Annotated in this window: 17 protein-coding genes and 1 pseudogene; 5 read left to right on the forward strand and 13 right to left on the reverse strand. The window is 35.1% G+C overall.

Annotated elements, in window-relative coordinates; genetic code table 11:
- The first annotated feature begins 325 nt into the window (after window positions 1-325).
- Entirely contained in the window at window positions 326-1378 is a 1053-nt protein-coding gene (locus CQ058_RS01695; RefSeq protein ID WP_002065275.1) for an enoyl-CoA hydratase/isomerase family protein, read from the forward strand.
- A gap of 162 nt (window positions 1379-1540) precedes the next feature.
- The gene (locus CQ058_RS01700) at window positions 1541-2170 is read left to right on the forward strand and encodes a LysE family translocator (protein ID WP_002189534.1); all 630 of its coding nucleotides are present in this window, start codon (window positions 1541-1543) and stop codon (window positions 2168-2170) included.
- 106 nt (window positions 2171-2276) lie between these two features.
- Here the strand turns inward: CQ058_RS01700 and CQ058_RS01705 are convergent, their stop codons facing one another.
- The 8 genes and pseudogenes from CQ058_RS01705 to CQ058_RS01740 all read right to left on the reverse strand — a co-directional run bounded on the left by CQ058_RS01705 (window position 2277) and on the right by CQ058_RS01740 (window position 11909).
- The gene (locus CQ058_RS01705) at window positions 2277-3737 is read right to left on the reverse strand and encodes a CoA-acylating methylmalonate-semialdehyde dehydrogenase (protein WP_105589404.1); all 1461 of its coding nucleotides are present in this window, start codon (window positions 3735-3737) and stop codon (window positions 2277-2279) included.
- A 39-nt stretch (window positions 3738-3776) separates the two neighbouring features.
- A complete protein-coding gene (locus CQ058_RS01710; protein ID WP_002189532.1) occupies window positions 3777-4667 on the reverse strand; it encodes an NAD(P)-dependent oxidoreductase in 891 nt (296 codons plus the stop codon).
- Window positions 4668-4683: 16 nt separating this feature from the next.
- A complete protein-coding gene (locus CQ058_RS01715) occupies window positions 4684-6393 on the reverse strand; it encodes an acyl-CoA dehydrogenase family protein (RefSeq protein ID WP_033709052.1) in 1710 nt (569 codons plus the stop codon).
- 155 nt (window positions 6394-6548) lie between these two features.
- Window positions 6549-7457 (reverse strand): methylisocitrate lyase, encoded by a 909-nt coding sequence (prpB, locus tag CQ058_RS01720; RefSeq protein WP_002031847.1) that lies wholly within the window; start codon window positions 7455-7457, stop codon window positions 6549-6551.
- An 18-nt stretch (window positions 7458-7475) separates the two neighbouring features.
- Window positions 7476-8912 (reverse strand): 2-methylcitrate dehydratase, encoded by a 1437-nt coding sequence (prpD, locus tag CQ058_RS01725; protein WP_002031844.1) that lies wholly within the window; start codon window positions 8910-8912, stop codon window positions 7476-7478.
- 98 nt (window positions 8913-9010) lie between these two features.
- On the reverse strand, window positions 9011-10132 hold the full coding sequence (gene mmgD, locus CQ058_RS01730) for a citrate synthase (RefSeq protein ID WP_002127276.1): 1122 nt from the start codon (window positions 10130-10132) through the stop codon (window positions 9011-9013).
- Window positions 10133-10547: 415 nt separating this feature from the next.
- Window positions 10548-10774 (reverse strand): annotated as a pseudogene (locus tag CQ058_RS01735) (HesB/YadR/YfhF family protein).
- Window positions 10755-11909 (reverse strand): MFS transporter, encoded by a 1155-nt coding sequence (locus tag CQ058_RS01740; RefSeq protein WP_105589405.1) that lies wholly within the window; start codon window positions 11907-11909, stop codon window positions 10755-10757. Before CQ058_RS01740 ends, CQ058_RS01735 begins: the two are co-directional and overlap by 20 nt.
- A gap of 235 nt (window positions 11910-12144) precedes the next feature.
- Here CQ058_RS01740 and CQ058_RS01745 point away from each other — a divergent pair, with 235 nt between their 5' ends.
- A complete protein-coding gene (locus CQ058_RS01745; RefSeq protein ID WP_002085760.1) occupies window positions 12145-12423 on the forward strand; it encodes a hypothetical protein in 279 nt (92 codons plus the stop codon).
- An 82-nt stretch (window positions 12424-12505) separates the two neighbouring features.
- Here the strand turns inward: CQ058_RS01745 and CQ058_RS01750 are convergent, their stop codons facing one another.
- A complete protein-coding gene (locus tag CQ058_RS01750; RefSeq protein ID WP_033726853.1) occupies window positions 12506-15022 on the reverse strand; it encodes a PBP1A family penicillin-binding protein in 2517 nt (838 codons plus the stop codon).
- A gap of 466 nt (window positions 15023-15488) precedes the next feature.
- On the opposite strand from CQ058_RS01750, the gene CQ058_RS01755 reads away from it, so the two are divergent.
- The gene (locus CQ058_RS01755) at window positions 15489-15698 is read left to right on the forward strand and encodes a KTSC domain-containing protein (RefSeq protein ID WP_002035375.1); all 210 of its coding nucleotides are present in this window, start codon (window positions 15489-15491) and stop codon (window positions 15696-15698) included.
- Window positions 15699-15765: 67 nt separating this feature from the next.
- On the opposite strand, the gene CQ058_RS01760 is transcribed toward CQ058_RS01755, so the two are convergent.
- The 4 genes from CQ058_RS01760 to CQ058_RS01775 form a co-directional block, all read right to left on the reverse strand.
- Window positions 15766-15987 carry a YqaE/Pmp3 family membrane protein gene (locus CQ058_RS01760; RefSeq protein WP_105589407.1) on the reverse strand — a complete coding sequence of 74 codons (222 nt, stop codon included), beginning with the start codon at window positions 15985-15987 and terminating at the stop codon, window positions 15766-15768.
- A 300-nt stretch (window positions 15988-16287) separates the two neighbouring features.
- The gene (locus tag CQ058_RS01765; protein WP_002035373.1) at window positions 16288-16947 is read right to left on the reverse strand and encodes a DUF6944 family repetitive protein; all 660 of its coding nucleotides are present in this window, start codon (window positions 16945-16947) and stop codon (window positions 16288-16290) included.
- Between the two features lie 158 nt (window positions 16948-17105).
- On the reverse strand, window positions 17106-17816 hold the full coding sequence (locus CQ058_RS01770; protein WP_002085764.1) for an SDR family oxidoreductase: 711 nt from the start codon (window positions 17814-17816) through the stop codon (window positions 17106-17108).
- A gap of 325 nt (window positions 17817-18141) precedes the next feature.
- Window positions 18142-18480 (reverse strand): hypothetical protein, encoded by a 339-nt coding sequence (locus tag CQ058_RS01775; protein ID WP_002031841.1) that lies wholly within the window; start codon window positions 18478-18480, stop codon window positions 18142-18144.
- A 212-nt stretch (window positions 18481-18692) separates the two neighbouring features.
- Between CQ058_RS01775 and gerPF the strand changes: the two genes are divergently transcribed.
- Window positions 18693-18908 carry a spore germination protein GerPF gene (gerPF, locus tag CQ058_RS01780; RefSeq protein ID WP_001141569.1) on the forward strand — a complete coding sequence of 72 codons (216 nt, stop codon included), beginning with the start codon at window positions 18693-18695 and terminating at the stop codon, window positions 18906-18908.
- Window positions 18909-19142: the final 234 nt, after the last annotated feature.

Consider the following 19142-nt stretch of genomic DNA (forward strand, 5'->3'; position numbering starts at 1 on the left):
AATTATATACAAACCCCGCGCTCTTTAAAAGTTAGATAATTCAGCCTTTTAACTTTTTCTACATCCACTCTTTAATTTACACCACGTATACTAACTCAATATAAGTTATACATATAATAGCGCCTTCAACACGACATTTTCAAATAATAGCACTTACAGTAATGTTGTAATATTCCTCTTCATTCTCTGAAATCCTGCAAATATAACTCGTCAAAATATGCGATAAGTACTAACACTAAGCACCTAATTTAGACAAAAATTATAGAGGACATTTCAGCATGTATCAAGAAATAAGAATAGAAAGATAAGTAAGGGAGGATTTATAATGACTGAACACGTTTTATTTTCTGTTAGCGAAAACGGCGTTGCATCTATTACTTTAAACCGTCCAAAAGCACTTAATTCTTTATCCTATGACATGTTACAACCAATTGGGCAAAAACTTAAAGAATGGGAGCAAGATGAGCGTATTGAACTCATCGTTTTAAAAGGAGCTGGGACGAAAGGTTTTTGTGCAGGTGGTGATATTAAAACGCTATACGAAGCACGTTCTAACGAAGTTGCATTACAACATGCAGAGCAGTTTTTTGAAGAAGAATATGAAATTGATACATTTATTTATCAATACAAAAAACCAATTATCGCTTGTTTAGATGGAATTGTAATGGGCGGTGGTGTCGGTCTGACAAATGGAGCGACGTATCGAATTGTAACAGAGCGTACGAAGTGGGCAATGCCTGAAATGAACATCGGTTTCTTCCCGGATGTCGGTGCTGCTTATTTCTTAAATAAAGCGCCTGGATATACTGGTCGATATGTTGCTTTAACGGCATCTATTTTAAAAGCTCCTGATGTATTATATATTAACGCTGCTGATTACTTTATGACATCAGATTCATTACCAAATTTCCTTACCGCACTTGAAAATGTAAATTGGAAAAAAGAAGATGTACATACTCATTTAAAAGAAGTTATTCGTACATTTGCAACTGCTCCAAACTTAGATGGCAATCTTTCTTCTTCAGTAGAAGAAATTAATTCGCATTTTGCATTCGATACAATTGAGGGAATCATTCAATCGTTAGAGAAAGATCAAAGTCCATTTGCCCAAACAACGAAAGAAAAGCTATTATCCAAATCCCCTGTTTCATTAAAGGTAACATTAAAACAGTTTATTGATGGCCAAGAAAAGTCAGTTGAAGAATGTTTCGCGACAGATCTTATACTCGCTAAAAACTTCATGCGACATGAAGATTTCTTTGAAGGAGTACGCTCCGTTGTAGTTGATAAAGACCAAAATCCAAATTATAAATATAAACAATTAAGTGATGTTTCAGAAGAAGATGTAAATCGATTCTTTAACTTACTTAACGCTTAAGCAAAGAGGCCATATATTGTAGCACACTCTCAGCTACTCTATATGGCCTCTTCTTTTTAGTTAAATAATTTTAAATATAATTTAATTTTATTTAACTAAAATGTATGTTAAACTAACGTTAATCGAATTTTCTAAAAACAAAAAAGGAAGGCGGATAACATTATGGAAGATTTTTTTCTGTTTATTATTATGTCTATATGTCTTATTATTCTACCCGGTCCTGATACAGCAATGGCTACGAAAAACACATTGATTGCCGGCAAAATCGGCGGCGTAAAAACTGTTTTTGGTACTTGTGTTGCGCTTTTAATTCACACTTTAGCTGCTGTAATTGGTCTTTCAGCACTTATTGTAAAGTCTGCTCTTTTATTTTCTATTTTTAAATATGTTGGTGCTGTATATTTAGTCTATATTGGTATTAAAGCCCTTTTAGCAGTAAGAAACACAGAAGACTTAAATACAAATGACGTTCCAATAAATAATGACAATAAACATACTTCTTGCTTTCGCCAAGGGTTTCTTACAAATTTACTAAACCCTAAGATTGCAGTCTTCTTTTTAACTTTTTTACCACAGTTTTTAAATCCAAATCATAATACATTTATACAACTTCTCGTTATGGGACTTACTTATCTCATTTTAACCGTCATTTGGTTTGCTTTTTATATATTTTTAATTGATAAAATTAGTGCTTTTATGAAAAAACCGAAGACACAGCGTTATATTCAAGGGATTACAGGAATCGTCTTAATTGGGTTTGGTATTAAATTAGCCTTTGAAAGAAATAGTTAACACAATACAAACGAAAATACACTACTCGATTATGAGTAGTGTATTTTCGTTTGTATTATTTTTATAATGAGTGGGAATGCACCCCACTCATTATCATTTCACTTTATTAAAACCAGCGCTCAGTTACAACTTTTTTACGTGTATAAAATTGAACGCCATCCGTACCATTTGTACCAAGATCTCCAAAGAATGAAGCTTTGTTTCCTGCAAATGCGAAGAATGCCATTGGTGCTGGAACATTAACGTTTACACCAATCATACCAGCATCAATATTGTCTCGGAATGTTTGTGCATGTTTTCCATTTGATGTATAAATAACAGCACCATTCGCAAATTTCGATTGATTTGTCAGCTTAATACCTTCTTCTAAATCTTTTACTCTTACAATACTTAATACCGGAGCGAAAATTTCATCTTGCCAAATTTTCATTTCTTGATTTACACCATCAAAGATTGTTGCACCAACAAAGTAACCTTCTCCAACTTCTTCATTGATTTTACGGCCATCTACTAGTAAAGTTGCTCCATCTGCTACACCACTATTAATATAGCCTAAAACACGTTCTTTATGAGATTCACGGATTAATGGTCCAACATAATTATCTTCGTTGAAACCGTCACCTACTTTTAACTTCTTCGTTTCCGCTACTAATACATCAATGAATTCATCAGCAATTTCATCAACTACTGCTACTACTGAACATGCCATGCAGCGCTCTCCACTACTTGCGAACGCAGACCCAATTACACCTTGTACTGTTTTCTCAAGGTTGCAATCTGGCATAACAACCGCATGGTTTTTCGCACCTGCTAACGCTTGTACACGTTTACCATTTTTTGTACCAGTTTCATATACGTAGCGTGCCACTGGCTCAGAGCCAACAAACGAAACTGCTTGAATATCTTTATTTTCTAAAATACTATTTACAACATCTTTTCCGCCTTGTACTAAATTTAATACCCCTTTTGGAAAACCAGCTTCATAGAATAGCTCTACAAGTCGCTCAGCTAAAAGTGGCGTTCTTTCAGATGTTTTTAATACGAATGTATTACCGCAAGCAATTGCAAGTGGGAACATCCATAATGGAATCATCATCGGGAAGTTAAACGGTGTAATACCAGCAACAACTCCGATTGGGTAGCGCCAAATCGATCCATCAATTCCACTAGCAATATTCGGAAGGGCTTGTCCCATCATTAAATTTGGTGCTGATGTTGCAAGTTCTACCGCTTCAATACCACGCTGTACTTCACCAGTTGCATCCGTTAGCGTTTTACCGTTTTCTAGCGTAATGATTTTTGCAAGCTCTTCTTTATTTTCTTGTAACAGTTGTAGATATTTGTATAGTTGTCTTGAACGATTTGGAACTGGCACTTTAGACCATGTTTTGTATGCCGCTTTTGCCGCTTCAACAGCTTTTTCAACATCTTCTTTTAGAGAAAGTGGAACGTAAGCGATGATTTTTCCGGTTGCCGGATTCGGAACCGCTTCTACTTCCGTACCAGTAGATTCTACCCATTCGCCATTAATATGATTTTTCACTCGTTTAATTTCAGTTGTAATCATTATATTCTCTCCTTTTTTATCATGGTTTTTATAAGTGCACTATTTTTGATTAGAAATTAATTGTTCGCTAACTTTCTTATATAAAGCAGCCATATCGTTTTCACCATATCCTGCCTCACTCGCTTCTTCATATACGTTTAATAGCATCTCACTTACTGGTAAGTGAAGTTCGCTTTCTTTCGCTAAATCTACCGCAAATCCTAAATCTTTCTTTAATAAATTCACAGTAAAGCCTGGCTCATAATTTTCTGATGCAATGAAACTTTTATAATTACGCTCATAAATTCTACTCTGACCGTAACTTACATTTAAAATTTCAAACATTTTATCTAAATCCATATTGTTCTTTTTCGCTAATGTTAAAGCTTCACTCACACCAGCTGTATAAAAACCAATTAATAGATTATTAATTAATTTAACAGTTGTACCACTATCAATCTGCTCACTAACATGGAAAACATTCGCTCCAAGCACTTCCATGACAGATTCAGTTTTCTCATACACTTCTTTCGATCCACCAACCATAAACGTTAATGTACGGTTTTCTGCACCAATTACCCCACCGCTAACAGGTGCTGCTAAAAAGTCTACTTTCTTTTCCTTCGCCGATTCCTCTAATTGTTTGTTTAATTGTGGAGATACTGTACTTGTATCAATTAAAGCTACATTCGAGTGGCTATTTTCAAATAATCCTTCTTCCCCAAAATATACCGCTTCAACAGCACGAGGTGATGGTAAGCTTGTAAAAATCACATCGCATGTCTCTGCTAGTTTTGAGATTGATAGGCCGATAATTCCTCCTTCTTTTTCAAAGGAAGCTTCCGCCTCTTTATTCAAGTCCACTCCATATACTGTGTAGCTAGATTTAACTAAATTTTTAGACATTGGAAGACCCATGTTACCTAAACCGATAAAACCAATCTTTTTCATATCGCTTTCCTCCTATTTACACAATATATTTCCCGCGATTTATAATAACTTTCGCAATATCTCTCTTTTTCGTAAATAAGTTTGAGTATAAAGGCACTAATAATTGACGGATTTCAGCTAATATTTCTTGTCTATTTTGTTCTTCTGTGACAGCTGCTGAAAGAATGGAAATCGCGGATTCTTCTACTTTACGATATCCTTCTTCACAAATAACATCTGTTATCATTTGTTTCGTACGCTCTTTTTCCTCACCATTTTTACTAACTGCTTTCCTCGTACGTAAAAATGCTGATTCCATGACGTACACGTCCGTCAACATATTTGATAATACGCGTGAATATTCTTGCTCTTGCTCAATTTTTAAACCTGGAGTTTTAGAGAGCGTTTTCAAAGATTGTTTCAACAATTTTTTCGCTAATAAAATGTAACGATGGTTTCTTTCTACATTTGCCACATCAATTTCTACTTCAGCATCTTCTATTTGCTCGATTTGCTTCATTAACATTTTTGCAACTGTTAATCTATTAATTTCATTCGTTCCTTCAAAAATACGACTAATCCTAGCATCACGATATAATCGTTCTACTTCGTATTCTTGCATATAACCGTAACCACCATGAATTTGTACAGCTTCATCTACGATATAAGCAAGTGTTTCAGAAGCGTTTACTTTATTCAGTGCACATTCAATTGCAAATTGGGACATTTTTTTCATAAGATCTTCATCACTCTCATGAATTGCTTCATCAATTACACCCGCTGTACGGTAAGCTGCACTTTCTGCTCCATATGTAGAAATAATCATATTGGCAATTTTCTCTTGAATCATCGTAAAATCTACTAATTCCGTTTGGAACTGTTTTCGCTCTTTTCCATATTGAACCGATAAACCAATTGCTTGTTTTGCTGTTCCAATATTTCCAAAAGCCAGTTTTAGTCTAGCAAAGTTAAGGATATTAAGAGCTACGTGATGCCCTTTCCCAACTTCCCCTAAAACATTTTCAGCAGGGATGACAACATCTTCTAAAATAAGCGTCGCTGTTGAAGAACCTTTAATCCCCATTTTCTTTTCTTCTAGTCCAATGGATACACCTTCACATGTTCTTTCGACAATAAACGCTGTCATTCCTTTATTTGTCTTCGCAAAAACAACGTATACATCTGCCATATGAGCATTTGTAATCCACTGCTTCTCACCATTTAACTTCCAAGCAGTTCCATCTTCATTCAATACTGCACTCGTTTTTGCACTTAATGCATCAGAACCAGCATTTGGCTCAGTTAAAGCATAAGCCCCAATCCATTCTCCAGACGCAATTTTCGGCAAATATTTTTCTTTCTGTTCTTTCGTTCCATAATATATGTAAGGCAACGTACCTACACCGGCGTGTATATTAAAAGAAACGCTAAATGCACCAGCGTAACCCATTTTCTCTGCTACAAGACCTGAGACAGCCTTTCCTAACTCGAATCCGCCATAATCTTCTGGTACCTCAATGCCTAATAATCCAAGTTCCCCAGCTTTCTCAAATAATTGACGAGAAACTTTATAGTTATGTTGTTCAATATTCTCAATTTGCGGGACAATTTCTTGTTTAACGAATTGTTCTGTCGTTTTTGCAATTAAATCTTCATCCCCTGAAAAATCTTCTGGTGTAAAGAAAGTATTATTCACATCTTTATTGAGTGAAAAAAATTCATCCCATGGTAACTTCGTTTTCTCCATCTGAATCCCCCTATCATTTCGGCCTTCGTTGATTTTTGCATATGCTCGTCTACGATGAGTGGAATATCTTATTATTGAAAACAGAAGGCGATGATTTTTCACATCAAGCAGTTCGTTTTGCCAAAGATGTATTTTCATCGCCTAAATCCTTCTACCTATTGATCTTCAGATAATACTGTTTTTGCAATTCCAGTATCTAACTCTTCAAAGTCATGATATGAAATTGTTTCATATAATTCACTTCTCGTTTGCATATTAGAAAGTGCATCTTTTTGAGAACCCGTTTCCTTAATTAGCGTGAACACATTCTCATATGCTTTTGCAGCAACACGAAGTGAAGTTACAGGATAAATTACCATTTGGAAGCCCATATTCGCAAATTCCTCTGCACTATAATATGGTGTTTTTCCGAACTCAGTCATATTTGCTAGTAAAGGTGCATTCACTTTGCTAGTAAATAAACGGAATTCTTCTTCCGATTGAAGCGCTTCTGGGAATATTGCATCTGCCCCTGCTTTTACATATGCATTCGCTCTTTCAATCGCTGCATCTAATCCTTCCACGCCGCGAGCATCTGTGCGTGCTACAATATATAAACTTGGCGCAACTTCTTTAATCGCTTTAATTTTTTGAACTAATTCTTCTGTAGTAACAAGTTTCTTACCATTTAAATGTCCACATTTCTTTGGTAATTGTTGATCTTCAATCTGAACAGCCGCAACTTTCGCTTCCACCATTTCTACAGCTGTCCTCGCTACGTTTAGTACTCCACCAAATCCTGTATCAATATCAACAAGAACTGGTAAATCTGTAGCTCTAACTAGATCCCTTGCTCTCTCTGCTACTTCAGTAGACGTCACGATTCCTAAATCTGGTAGTCCTTTACTTGCAGTGTAAGCAGCTCCCGATAAATATAGAGCTGAAAAACCTGTGTTTTTCGCAACAAGAGCCGCCATTGCATCATGAGCACCTGGAATTTGCAAAATTTCATTTGCTTCTACTAAAGCTCGGAAGCGATTCGCAAGCTCCTCTTGTGTTGACTGTTTATTCACAACCCAAGCCATTCTAAATTCCCCCTATTATTAAATTAAGAATAGATCTACAAATTCGTTTACATTCATATTTTCTAGTTTTTCTTCATTTAGACAAGCATCATGGATTTTTTCTTGTTGCTTACTAGAATAATGACCTGCCATATTTGCAGTGAATTTTCGAACAACTTTTGGAATTGCTTCGTCTCTACGGAAACGGTGGCCAAGTGGGTATTCACATTCCACATTTTCTGTTACAGTACCATCTTTAAAATGAACTTGAACAGCGTTGGCGATTGAGCGCTTGTTCGGGTCAAGGTAATCTAAACTGTACTGTTTGTTTTCAACAACAACCATCTTATTACGTAATTCATCTACACGTGGATCATTCGCTACTACATCCTCATAATCATCCGCAACGATATCTCCTTTTAATAAACCTATTGCCGTAATGTATTGTAGGCAGTGATCGCGATCAGCTGGGTTATTTAATGGACCTTCTTTATCGATAATACGAATTGCTGACTCATGAGTTGTAATTGTAATACGATCAATTTCATCTAATCTTTCTTTAAGTTCCGGATGTAATTTCACTGCACATTCTGCAGCTGTTTGTGCATGGAATTCTGCTGGGAATGACACTTTGAATAATACATTTTCCATTACATAAGATTCTAGCGGTCTTGCTAATTTTAATTCTTGCTTGTTAAATAACACATCTTGGAATCCCCATCCTGGTGCAGATAATGCCGTTGGGTAACCCATTTCACCTTTTAATGCAGTCATTGCAAGATGAACACCGCGGCTCGTCGCATCACCTGCTGCCCATGATTTACGTGAACCTGTATTTGGAGCATGACGATATGTACGAAGACTAGAATTATCAATCCACGCATGTGATAATGCATTAAAGATTTCCTCACGCGTTCCGCCAAGCATTTTTGCAACTACTGCAGTCGTCGCTACTTTTACGTATAATACGTGATCAAGACCAACACGGTTTAAACTGTTTTCTAAAGCAAGTACACCTTGAATTTCATGTGCTTTAATCATCATTTCTAGTACTTCACGTACTTTTAATGGTTCTTTTCCTTCTGAAATACGAACGCGGCTAATATAATCTGCAACTGCTAAAATTCCGCCTAAGTTATCCGATGGATGTCCCCACTCTGCTGCAAGCCAAGTATCGTTATAGTCTAACCAACGGATCATACATCCGATATTAAATGCGCCTTTTACTGGATCTAGCACATAAGATGTTCCTGGTACACGTGTACCATTTGGCACGATTGTTCCTGGTACAACTGGTCCTAATAATTTCGTACACTCTGGGTATTGTAGTGCTAAAATTCCACATCCAAGTGTATCAAGTAATACGTAGCGAGCCGTACTGAATGCCTCTGCACTTGTAACCTCTTTATTTAATACATAGTCCGTAATTTCTTCTAATAATGCATCTTTTTGTTTAATTTCATTTGTTTTAATCATGCTATTCTTCCCTTTCTGTCGAAAATTCGTTATTATTAATGATGGGTGTCGGTCAAACACCCATCTGGCGGGCGGCGCTAACAACTCCCCAGTTGTTTTTATTTACTAAATGCATGTCGCTCGCCAATATAATTTACACGTGGACGGAACAAACGATTGTTCGCATGTTGCTCAATTACGTGTGCACATAGCCCTACTGTTCTAGAACTAAAGAAGATTGGTGTGTAAAGTTGAATTGGAATACCAAGCATCCAATATACTGGAGCAGCATAATAATCAAGATTCGGATAAATTCCTTTTTCCTTCTCCATAATTTTTTCTCCAGCTTCACACATTTCATATAGTGTATAATCGCCTTTCACATCACATAACTGCTTTAATGCTTCCTTCATCATAAGTGCTCTTGGATCCATCTTTTTCATATAAACACGGTGTCCAAAGCCCATAATTTTTTCTTTGTTATATAGTTTCTTCTGTAATAACTCTTCAAATTTCTCAACATTACCAGCTTCTAAAAGCATGTACATAACCGCTTCATTCGCACCGCCATGAAGACTTCCTTTTAAGGATGCAACTGCTCCTGTTAAAGCGCCGTATAAGTCGGATTGCGTTGATGCAATAACGCGTGCTGTAAATGTAGAGTTTGGCATTTCATGTTCACTATATAAAACAAGGGAACGATCAAAGATTTTCTCTTCAAGTTCAGTTGGTTTCTTTCCAGTTAACATATAGAAGAAATTCGCACTATATGACAATTCTTGAAGAGGCTCAATTGGTTCCTCATTATTTAAAATATGGTAGCTATTCGCTACAATATTTGGCACTTTACTTAAAAGCTTGTATCCTCGACTTTTATTCACTTCTAACGAGCGGTTTTCGATATCACTATCGTAACCAGCTAATGCAGACACACCTGTACGTAGCCCATCCATAGGATGCGTTTCCTTAGGCAATGCCTTTAGAACATTGAATACACCTTCTGGCACTGCATATTCTTCTTTTAATTTCTTTTCAATTGTTGCTTTCTCATCCTCATTCGGTAAACGTTCTTCTAATAAAAGGTGCACAATGTCTAAATACTCTTTTGTTTTTGAGAGTTCGATTAAATCATACCCTTGAATTACAATTTCACCTTTTACTGTGTCAAGAAACGAAATTTTCGTTTCCGCTGCTACTACACCATCTAATCCCGGGGAAAATTTTTCTTCAGCTTTCATCATTATTTCCTCCAATCCTAATAGATCTTCGTGCACATAACTGTAAGCCTTTACAATAATATGAAACTACATTTCTATTTCAATGTATCAGAGTTTTTAGAAGATTTCAATTTATTTTATAATGATAAGTTTCCTATACTTTTACCGATGTAATAATACAATTTTTCAAAAATAACTTTCATCTTTTATAAAGAAAGGACAGACATCCTTTTACAATGTTTTAAAACGAAATATAACAATTATCCATATAATCCCACTAAATATACCTTTAATCCCTTTTTCTTCAACAAACATAAAAAACCGAGCTGCACTCATGCACAGCTCGGTTTTTTATAATATTTATTTCATATTCCCATAAATATAATTCTTATATAAAATTTATTTATTTTTAATAAAATTATTATTTTACATAATTAAATTAAATTTCTTCCGTTTCTTTACGATAGCTTACAACTAATTCATAGTTTTGAAAGTACGAAAGATCATCAAAATCTATAAAAATAAACTACCGTCTTTCTCAACTGACACTATTTCCCGAACTGATTTCTCAGAAACAATCCCTAAAGAATATCCGGGCTGAATTGAGCTATTTCCTCCGTACCTTACAATACATCAAATAGATTCATCATGCTTTATACGCAAAATCTTTTTTGCCTAATCGTTGTTTTACAAAAATGACAAATATAATTAAAGCTATTAATCCTGAAATTGCACTACCTGCAAATAAAATACGGTAACCAAACATTTGTGAAACTACTCCAAGTAAAATCGCACCTAATCCAATCCCTAAATCAAAAGCGGTAAAGAATGAAGCGTTAGCAACTCCTCTTTTACTAGGATCAACAATTGTCAGCATCGCTGCTTGTAAAGCGGGCTGTGCTGAACCGAATCCAACACCATATAATGCCGCTGCAATCATTACACCTATCAAACCATTTGAAATCGTTAGTACAACTATCGCTAAAATAGTAATACATAGTGCCGGAAGTATGATAAAAACTTCTCCATACTTATCTAATAGTTTTCCTGAAATAGGTCGTACAATTGTTAAAGCAATTGCATATACAAGAAAGAATGTCCCAGGATTCACATCAATTGATGACGCGAATAACGGTAAAAATGTTGTTATTCCTCCATATGCAAATGATAAAAAGAAAACAACAACCGTTATTGATAAAACGGATTTTTCAAACAGCTGAATTTTCCCTTTTTCTTTTTGTGGCGTGAATGGCATTTTCGTTATTAACGATAATACGACTGCCATAAAGGATAAAAGAGTTGCTAACAAGAATAGACCATGAAATGAATAATTTTGTACAACCCATAATCCAATCATCGGGCCAATTGCCATCGCGATTGTTATCGCCATGCCATACCAGCCCATCCCTTCACCACGACGTGAATCTGGAATAATATCAGTTATCGCTGTTCCAACTGCTGTTGTAGAAACAGCCCACGTCACTCCGTGAATAACGCGTAAAACAGCTAAAAGGACAATAGTCGATGCTAAATTATACGAATACATCGTTATCCCAAAAAATATGAGTCCGAAAATAATAAAAGATCTTCTACCATATTGATCTAGCATACCTCCAATAATCGGTCGTATTACAACTGCCGCTATTGTAAACATTCCCATCATCAGTCCAACTTGCGATTCATTTCCACCAATCTCTTTAATAAAGAGCGGGAGCGTTGGAACAAGTAAATAAAACCCCGTAAATAAAAATAACATCGCGATAGTCATTTGTATAAATGATTTCGTCCATAATCGTTCCATTAAAATCCCTCCATAAACACGTAAAATATTACAATCAACACATCAATTGTATATTTTTCATGTTCCCTTGCCCTCCGCTAATAGACGTATCTTTTCATAATAAATGGTCTACCATCAATTTAAGTTGGTCTTACGACTTTATGCCTATGTTTTAAGCAAAAAACCTATATATGTACCTTTATATGTTTTAGAAGAATATACTATTTTATTATTAAACTTAGGAGTGATCGTTTTCATGTGGGTATCACCAAGAATAACCGCCGTTGTCCCATCAGCTCCCTCAATACATGTTCCTGTCGTTCATACAGCTAGTTCTGATGTTGGTATCGAACTTCCTGCCGCTTGGCAACAATATCAATCGACTGACCAAGTCACCCCTTCATTTTGGCATCATGGTACACACCCGAGTAGTACTACTTTTTATGGCCCTAGTTATCCAATACCGCCAACTCAAATTTTTTATCATTTCCCATCAATTTACTTTCAAAATTTCTATGGTACTTTTAATATTTAAAAATAATATTACTCTTTATAATACAAAAAGCACCAAAGAAACCGTTTTTCCCGGTACCTTCGGTGCTTTTAAAATGCATTATTTATTGTCCATTATTGGAAGGAGCCTCTCCTGTGTTCCCGCCAGTAGTTGGTGGGGTTGGAGTTTCTTGGCCACCTCCAGTGGTTGGTGGATTTGGAGTTCCTTGGCCACCTCCAGTGGTTGGTGGATTTGGAGTTCCTTGGTCACCTCCATTAGTTGGTGGATTTGGAGTTCCTTGACCACCTCCAGTGGTTGGTGGATTTGGAGTTCCTTGGCCACCTCCAGTGGTTGGTGGATTTGGAGTTCCTTGGTCACCTCCATTAGTTGGTGGATTTGGAGTTCCTTGACCATTTCCATTGTTTTGTTCATTTTGCTTATTCTGTTCATCTTGTTTCTTTTGCTCTTCTTGCTTCTTAAGTTCATCTTGTTTCTTTTGCTCTTCTTGTTTCTTTTGCTCTTCTTGTTTCTTAAGTTCTTCCTGTTTCTTTAATTCCTCTTGATTTTTCTCTTCTTCAGTTTTTTGCTGTTGATCTTGTTTTGGTTGTTCCGTTGTATCCGGTACGCTCGTATTTGGAGATGAATCACGTTTTTCACCTTTTATACGCAATTCACTACCTTCTTGAATAACACTACTTGGCATTTTAAAGCGTGATTTATCTGTAGCCATCTCGCTCATCATTTCTTTAAAGATCAACTGTGCAATTTTCGTATTTTTACTACTAATATACTCGTCTTTACCATCTTTCGTATATCCAGTCCATACTGCCATCGTATATTGCGGTGTATATCCTGCAAACCAACTATCACGAGTTGCACTTTCTGGAATTCCATATTGTGCTAGTTGTTTTGAAGAATAGTTAGTTGTACCTGTTTTACCAGCTACATCTAAAGAGGCCACATTTGCCGATGTACCAGTACCTGATGTAACTACAGAACGAAGCATATCAGTAATCATATATGCTGTAGAATCCGCCATAACTGATTTTGGTTTTTGTCCAAAACTTTGTGACTTGCCGTCTGGATAAACTACTTTCTTAACAAAATGCGGCTTCGTATACTTACCGTCATTCCCAAATGCCGCATAAGCACCTGCAATTTCAGTTGGTGACGCTTCATTTGTACCGATCGCTGTTGATTCTGTCGGTGCTACATTAAATGTAATACCTAATTTCTCAGAGAACTCTTTCGATTTACTAATACCTACCTCTTTAGCTGTTTTAATAGCTGGGATATTACGTGACTTTGTTAGTGCTTCACGCATTGAGATTGGCCCTAAATGACTTCTATCTGCATTTCTAACTTCTTGGCCAGTTGAATACTTAAATGGAGAGTCATCAATTTGATGATAAGTAGCCCATTTTAAATATTCAATTGCAGGAGCGTAATCAAAAATTGGTTTCATCGTTGAACCAGCTGCACGATCTAATTCAATCGCCATATTATGCCCTTTAAATACTGCTTTATTTTCACCGCGCCCACTACCTATAGCGCGAACTTCTCCAGTTTTCGTATCCATAAATGTGAAAGCACCTTGGAATTTATCATTTGGATAATTAATAATATTTGTATTCAAAATATTATCAGCTAATTTCTGTGCTTTCGGGTCTAATGTTGTATAGATTTCTAAACCATCTGATCCAATATTAACATCTGGTATTTCCTTTTCTACTTCTTTCACAACTGCATCCATAAATGCAGTATGAGGCATTGCTTGAACAGTTGCAGTCTTAAGTCCATCTGTTACTTTAACTTTCGAAGCTTCTTCCATTTCTGCCTTTGTAATATAACCATGTCTATTCATTAAGTTTAGTACAGTATTTCTTCTTTCTGTTGCCCTTTGAACATTTTCTTTTTTCGTTGGGTCATAGTTATTCGGTGCTTTTGGTAAGCCAGCTAGCATCGCAACTTCTGGTAATGTTAAATCTTTCAATTCTTTACCGTAGTAGTTTTGTGCTGCTGTTGCGATTCCATATGAACGGTTTCCTAAATTAATTTTATTTAAATACATCTCTAATATTTCATGTTTTGAATATTGTTGTTCTAGCTTATACGCTAAATATATTTCCTGAACTTTACGTTTTGACGTTTTTTCCATCGATAAGAAGTAGTTTTTAATAACTTGCTGCGTTATCGTACTACCACCTTGAGAGCCATAATCTCCCTTAAGACTAACTAAAACTGCACGAGCAGTACCTTTAAAATCTACTCCGCTATGCTCATAAAAACGCGAATCTTCTGTTGCTAAAAATGCATTTTCTACCAATTTAGGGATTTGATCATACGTAACATTCGTCCGCTTTTCTTTCCCATATTCATATACCAAATTCCCGTCTTTATCATAGATTTTTGAGGATAACGGATTAACAAGTTTTGCTTTCTCAAGTTTTGGTGCATCCTTAATCATTACGAAAAAGGTAGCAACCCCTGCCACTAAACCTACAATACCAAGTAGTAAACAACTGATTAAAAATTTACGAAAAAACGATGTTTTACCTTTTGGTTTTGTTTTTTTAGAAGCTGGCTGTTTTTTCTTTTGAACTTGTCGTCGCTCCTCTCGAGAACGATAATTTTCTGACATGTTACTTTCTCCTGCCTTTCAATTCTCCCGTTGATTTACTTGAAAATATTGAGGTCACTTTCCCAAATACATTTAATCAAGAAAGTATATTGACCTGGAGCATTCAATATTTTCCCAATTCACAGATTATACATTTTAGAATACTTCTTATACAAACTATTTTCACTTCTATTTTTTCTAATAATACTGCCCCTTAAAGCATAGAATGTAAGAAGTGAATTTTTAATACCTCGTATAAATAATATACCTTTTTTTCAAATGGTCAATATTTTCTTATTTATAAATCAAAGGTGAAATAAAAATAGCACAACGATATGTACTTCGTGTGAACTTCCTTATAATTACGTATAACAAACATTTAATATATTGCATATAAGTATAATACTCCTTTAATTATTAGGATTTCAACACGACAATCCCCTTCTCTACAAGAAACCATCTAAAATGAAAAATAAGGAGTTGCGTAATGATGGAGCTATCTCCCGTTATTTCAAAAAAATTAGTTGCTGTTGGCTATAATCCTTTTTCTATGATTTTACGTATTCAACTAAAGAATGGTATGTATGATTTCTTTAATGTGCCAGAAAGCATTTACACCGGTTTATTAAACGCACATTCTAAAAGTTATTATCATAATACTTATATTAAAAATTCTTACCGCTATACTAAAATTTAAACTTGATTGGCATACAAAAAAGAAAGGCGAATCAAATCCCCTTTCTTTTTTGTATGTCAATCGCAATTTACCTTCTATTTCTTCTATTTCTTTTATTAATTTCATCATACGCCTGAACTTGTTTTTTAAGTCGCCTGTCGGCTTTTTTATCATGTACGACAAGAACTGCGTGTATCGCTCCTGGAACCCAAAAAATTAAGGTTAAAATGAAATTAATAATCGCTTGAAACGGCTTTCCGCAAAATAAAACAGCTACCGGCGGAAGTAGAATTGCTAATAAGTACATCATGTCTGAAAAACTCCTTAATGTTTATTTTTCGATTCTTCCCCATCCATCTCCTACACTATCAAACCTATGAAATCATGTTATTTCTAAAAGCGTATATAAGAACTCATCATTACAAAAATCACATATAATAGTATAACTAAATGAGGAACCTCTCACTAACGTTAACAAGTTATTTTCACCTGTTCGTTTATATGTATATTCTACGCCTATATGAAAAAGCCTACAAAAACAATTAACACATCCATCTTGTCCTACTTCTAAAATTGAAATACTCCAAACTTCATTGAAATGAGTATTTCATCACCTTTTCTTAGATTCCAATCGTTGTTCCTCTACTATTTCGGTTAATCCAATTGCTGAAATTACAGTACCTATTGCCTGTATCCAAATACCTATTAGCCCTATTATACGTTGATCTTCTTTATCTATATTACTGTCTTCTTTTCCCTTTTCTTCTTTTGGTATATTTTTAATACCTTCATATGCTTGTAATCCCGCACCTAAACTTTGCATTGAATTCCCTAATACGATAATCCACTGTATTCCATTTATCTCATTCAATGCTACTTCTACTCCTAAAAAAGCGCCAATTGATTGCAAACTATTTCCAGTAATTATAAGGAAATCATTTTCTTTCATTTGTTCATTGAGATTAAAATACGTTCCTATTACATTTGAAATATTACCTAAAGCTAATAACTCAATCCCCGTTTTCGCTAGCGCTTTATTTTTATTATCTATAGTTACCTCTTGCTTCTCACATTTATCTTCATCTTTCGCATCATTAGTTGCTATAATTTGTAATATATATCCGAGAGCTTGTAATGAACTCCCTACAATAACGAGATCCGACTCAATCTTTTCTTCCCCTGCAAACCCTCTAGTTGTTCCAATTGCTGCTATAAGATTTCCTCCTACTTGAAACCAGGCACCTGTCAATTCTAAATCGCGTAGGTTCATTTCCCATCACCTATATTTAAATTTTCTAATACATTCAAAACAAACAAATATCACCTTTAATTCATTATTCTATTTTTCATATGTAATTTTGTGCATCACATAATGTACTAATAATACAAAAGAGCACCTTTCAGGCGCTCTTTTTGACAAGGAGTTTCTCAATGAATGTATGCCGGACATGTCAATGACTCACCGTTTTTATCTATTGATATATTTAATATATAATGAATTGCTTTATGTGACCACATTTCAGGTGTAGGAGATTCTTTTACATATTGAGGTGCACATAAGTGAAGCATTGGAGTGCTAATACTGCCACCTGGATCTAAAGCAACTACTGCCATACCATTTGGCAGTTCCATTGCCATTGACTGCGTGATACCTTCAACAGCAAACTTCGAGGCACAATATGGCGCAAGTTCAGCCTCGCCTTCTCTTCCCCAACTAGAGCTCATGTTAATAATAATTCCTTCTTTCCTAGCTATCATCGCCGGGACGAACGCCCTAATGACATTTACTACCCCGTTCACATTTACACTCATTACACTTTCAAATTCTTGTGCGGTAACTTTCCATAGAGGTGCATTTTGATTAACAATCGATGCATTATTTATTAACATATCGGGAGCCCTATACTTATTAAGAATACGACTTGCCCATTTACTAACTTGGTGATGATTTGAAACATCAATTATTTGAAAATCATGTGAAGCACCGTAATATTTATTAAGTTCTTCAATTTTATTTTTTGAGCGTCCACACCCTGCTATGTTCCACCCCAATTCATGAAACCTATCAACCATTGCACGTCCTAACCCTTGCGTTACTCCAGTAATAATTACAAGTTTCCCAATGTCGTTTCGCTCCAACTTCATCTCCTCCTTTCCATTAATATTACTCTTTTTATTCTTATTCAACTTCTCACTTAAGTATCAATTCATTTCATACTTTAGAAGTATTTTTGATATTACATATTACAAACAAAAAGAGTAACCATCATAGTTACTCTTTTTGTTTGTATCGTTATTATTTTTAAATTGTATCTTCTATTCCCTACATTTCTCACATCGATAAATATAGGTTACACCTTAATGAAAGTATATTTATGTTTACGGTTCGATTTATCCAAATACTTTTCAATCCACTTTTTCAACTTAACAGAGCCCACCTCTATCAATAAATTTCCACCTAGTCTTATAACATACTTTTATTTAAATTCTCAATCTCATTTTGCAACTTTTTAAATTGCTCAAAATGCATTGTTATAGATTGAATACTATTCCTTTCAACATTTTGCTTTACTAATAAAACGCCTGTATCGTGAAAAATTGCTTCAAGTTCTTTCCTTATAGATACTTTCGTAATATATGCGGTTTTAATTGCCGATAAAATTGCTATTTCATTAAACTTTAATTTTATTTCATTAGGACAAAATGCTTTTTCGATCAATGTGACATCATTACTATAAATATAAGCAATAAGTTTACTTGATTCTGCATCTGTTAAATCCACTGTTTTTATAACATTATCCATTACATTTCGCCTCCTTTAATTCCGTATATATTAATTATTCGAATTTATTCTTTTTAAAATTCAGCTCTTCATTAATTTTAACATACTTTTTGCTCGATTGATTAAACAAAGCTTCAAACATTTTTCTATTCCGGAATATTTGTCAAATGAACCAATTAGACTATACCTTCATATAGTAATGCAAACAATTACTTATAAAGCAGGTGAAAATTATGCCCTCAGTTGTTGGGAATTTAGTTGTACAAAATAGTAACGGATCTTTCAACTTAGGTGATTTCTACAATGTTTCTCCAAAAGAGAATACGAAAGCTTATAACGGCTCTGGCGCATCTAACGTTGGTTTCGTAGTGAACACTTTTAGTGGGGTTAGCGCGACTAATACATTTGATTCTGATCTAGCAGATCAAAACCAAGTTGGTACGGCCTAACCAGATCTGTAATCATTTTTGTATAACATTTTAAAATTTGTCTATACTATACTCAGGCTGATACACAGCTATCATTGATTTTTTGAGTGCCAATCTTTTTCTCCCTTTCCCTGGGACTAAGCAGCTAGCTTGCAGCTAGCTGCTTTTTCATTTAGTTCTTCACCTCTTCAAAAAATTAGGTCTTAACAGGTAGCCTGACTCACAGCCGAATTTTGAGGTGTGAATCTGCCTGTC

This window comes from Bacillus sp. MYb56, from assembly GCF_002976445.1.
Lineage (GTDB): Bacteria > Bacillota > Bacilli > Bacillales > Bacillaceae_G > Bacillus_A > Bacillus_A mycoides.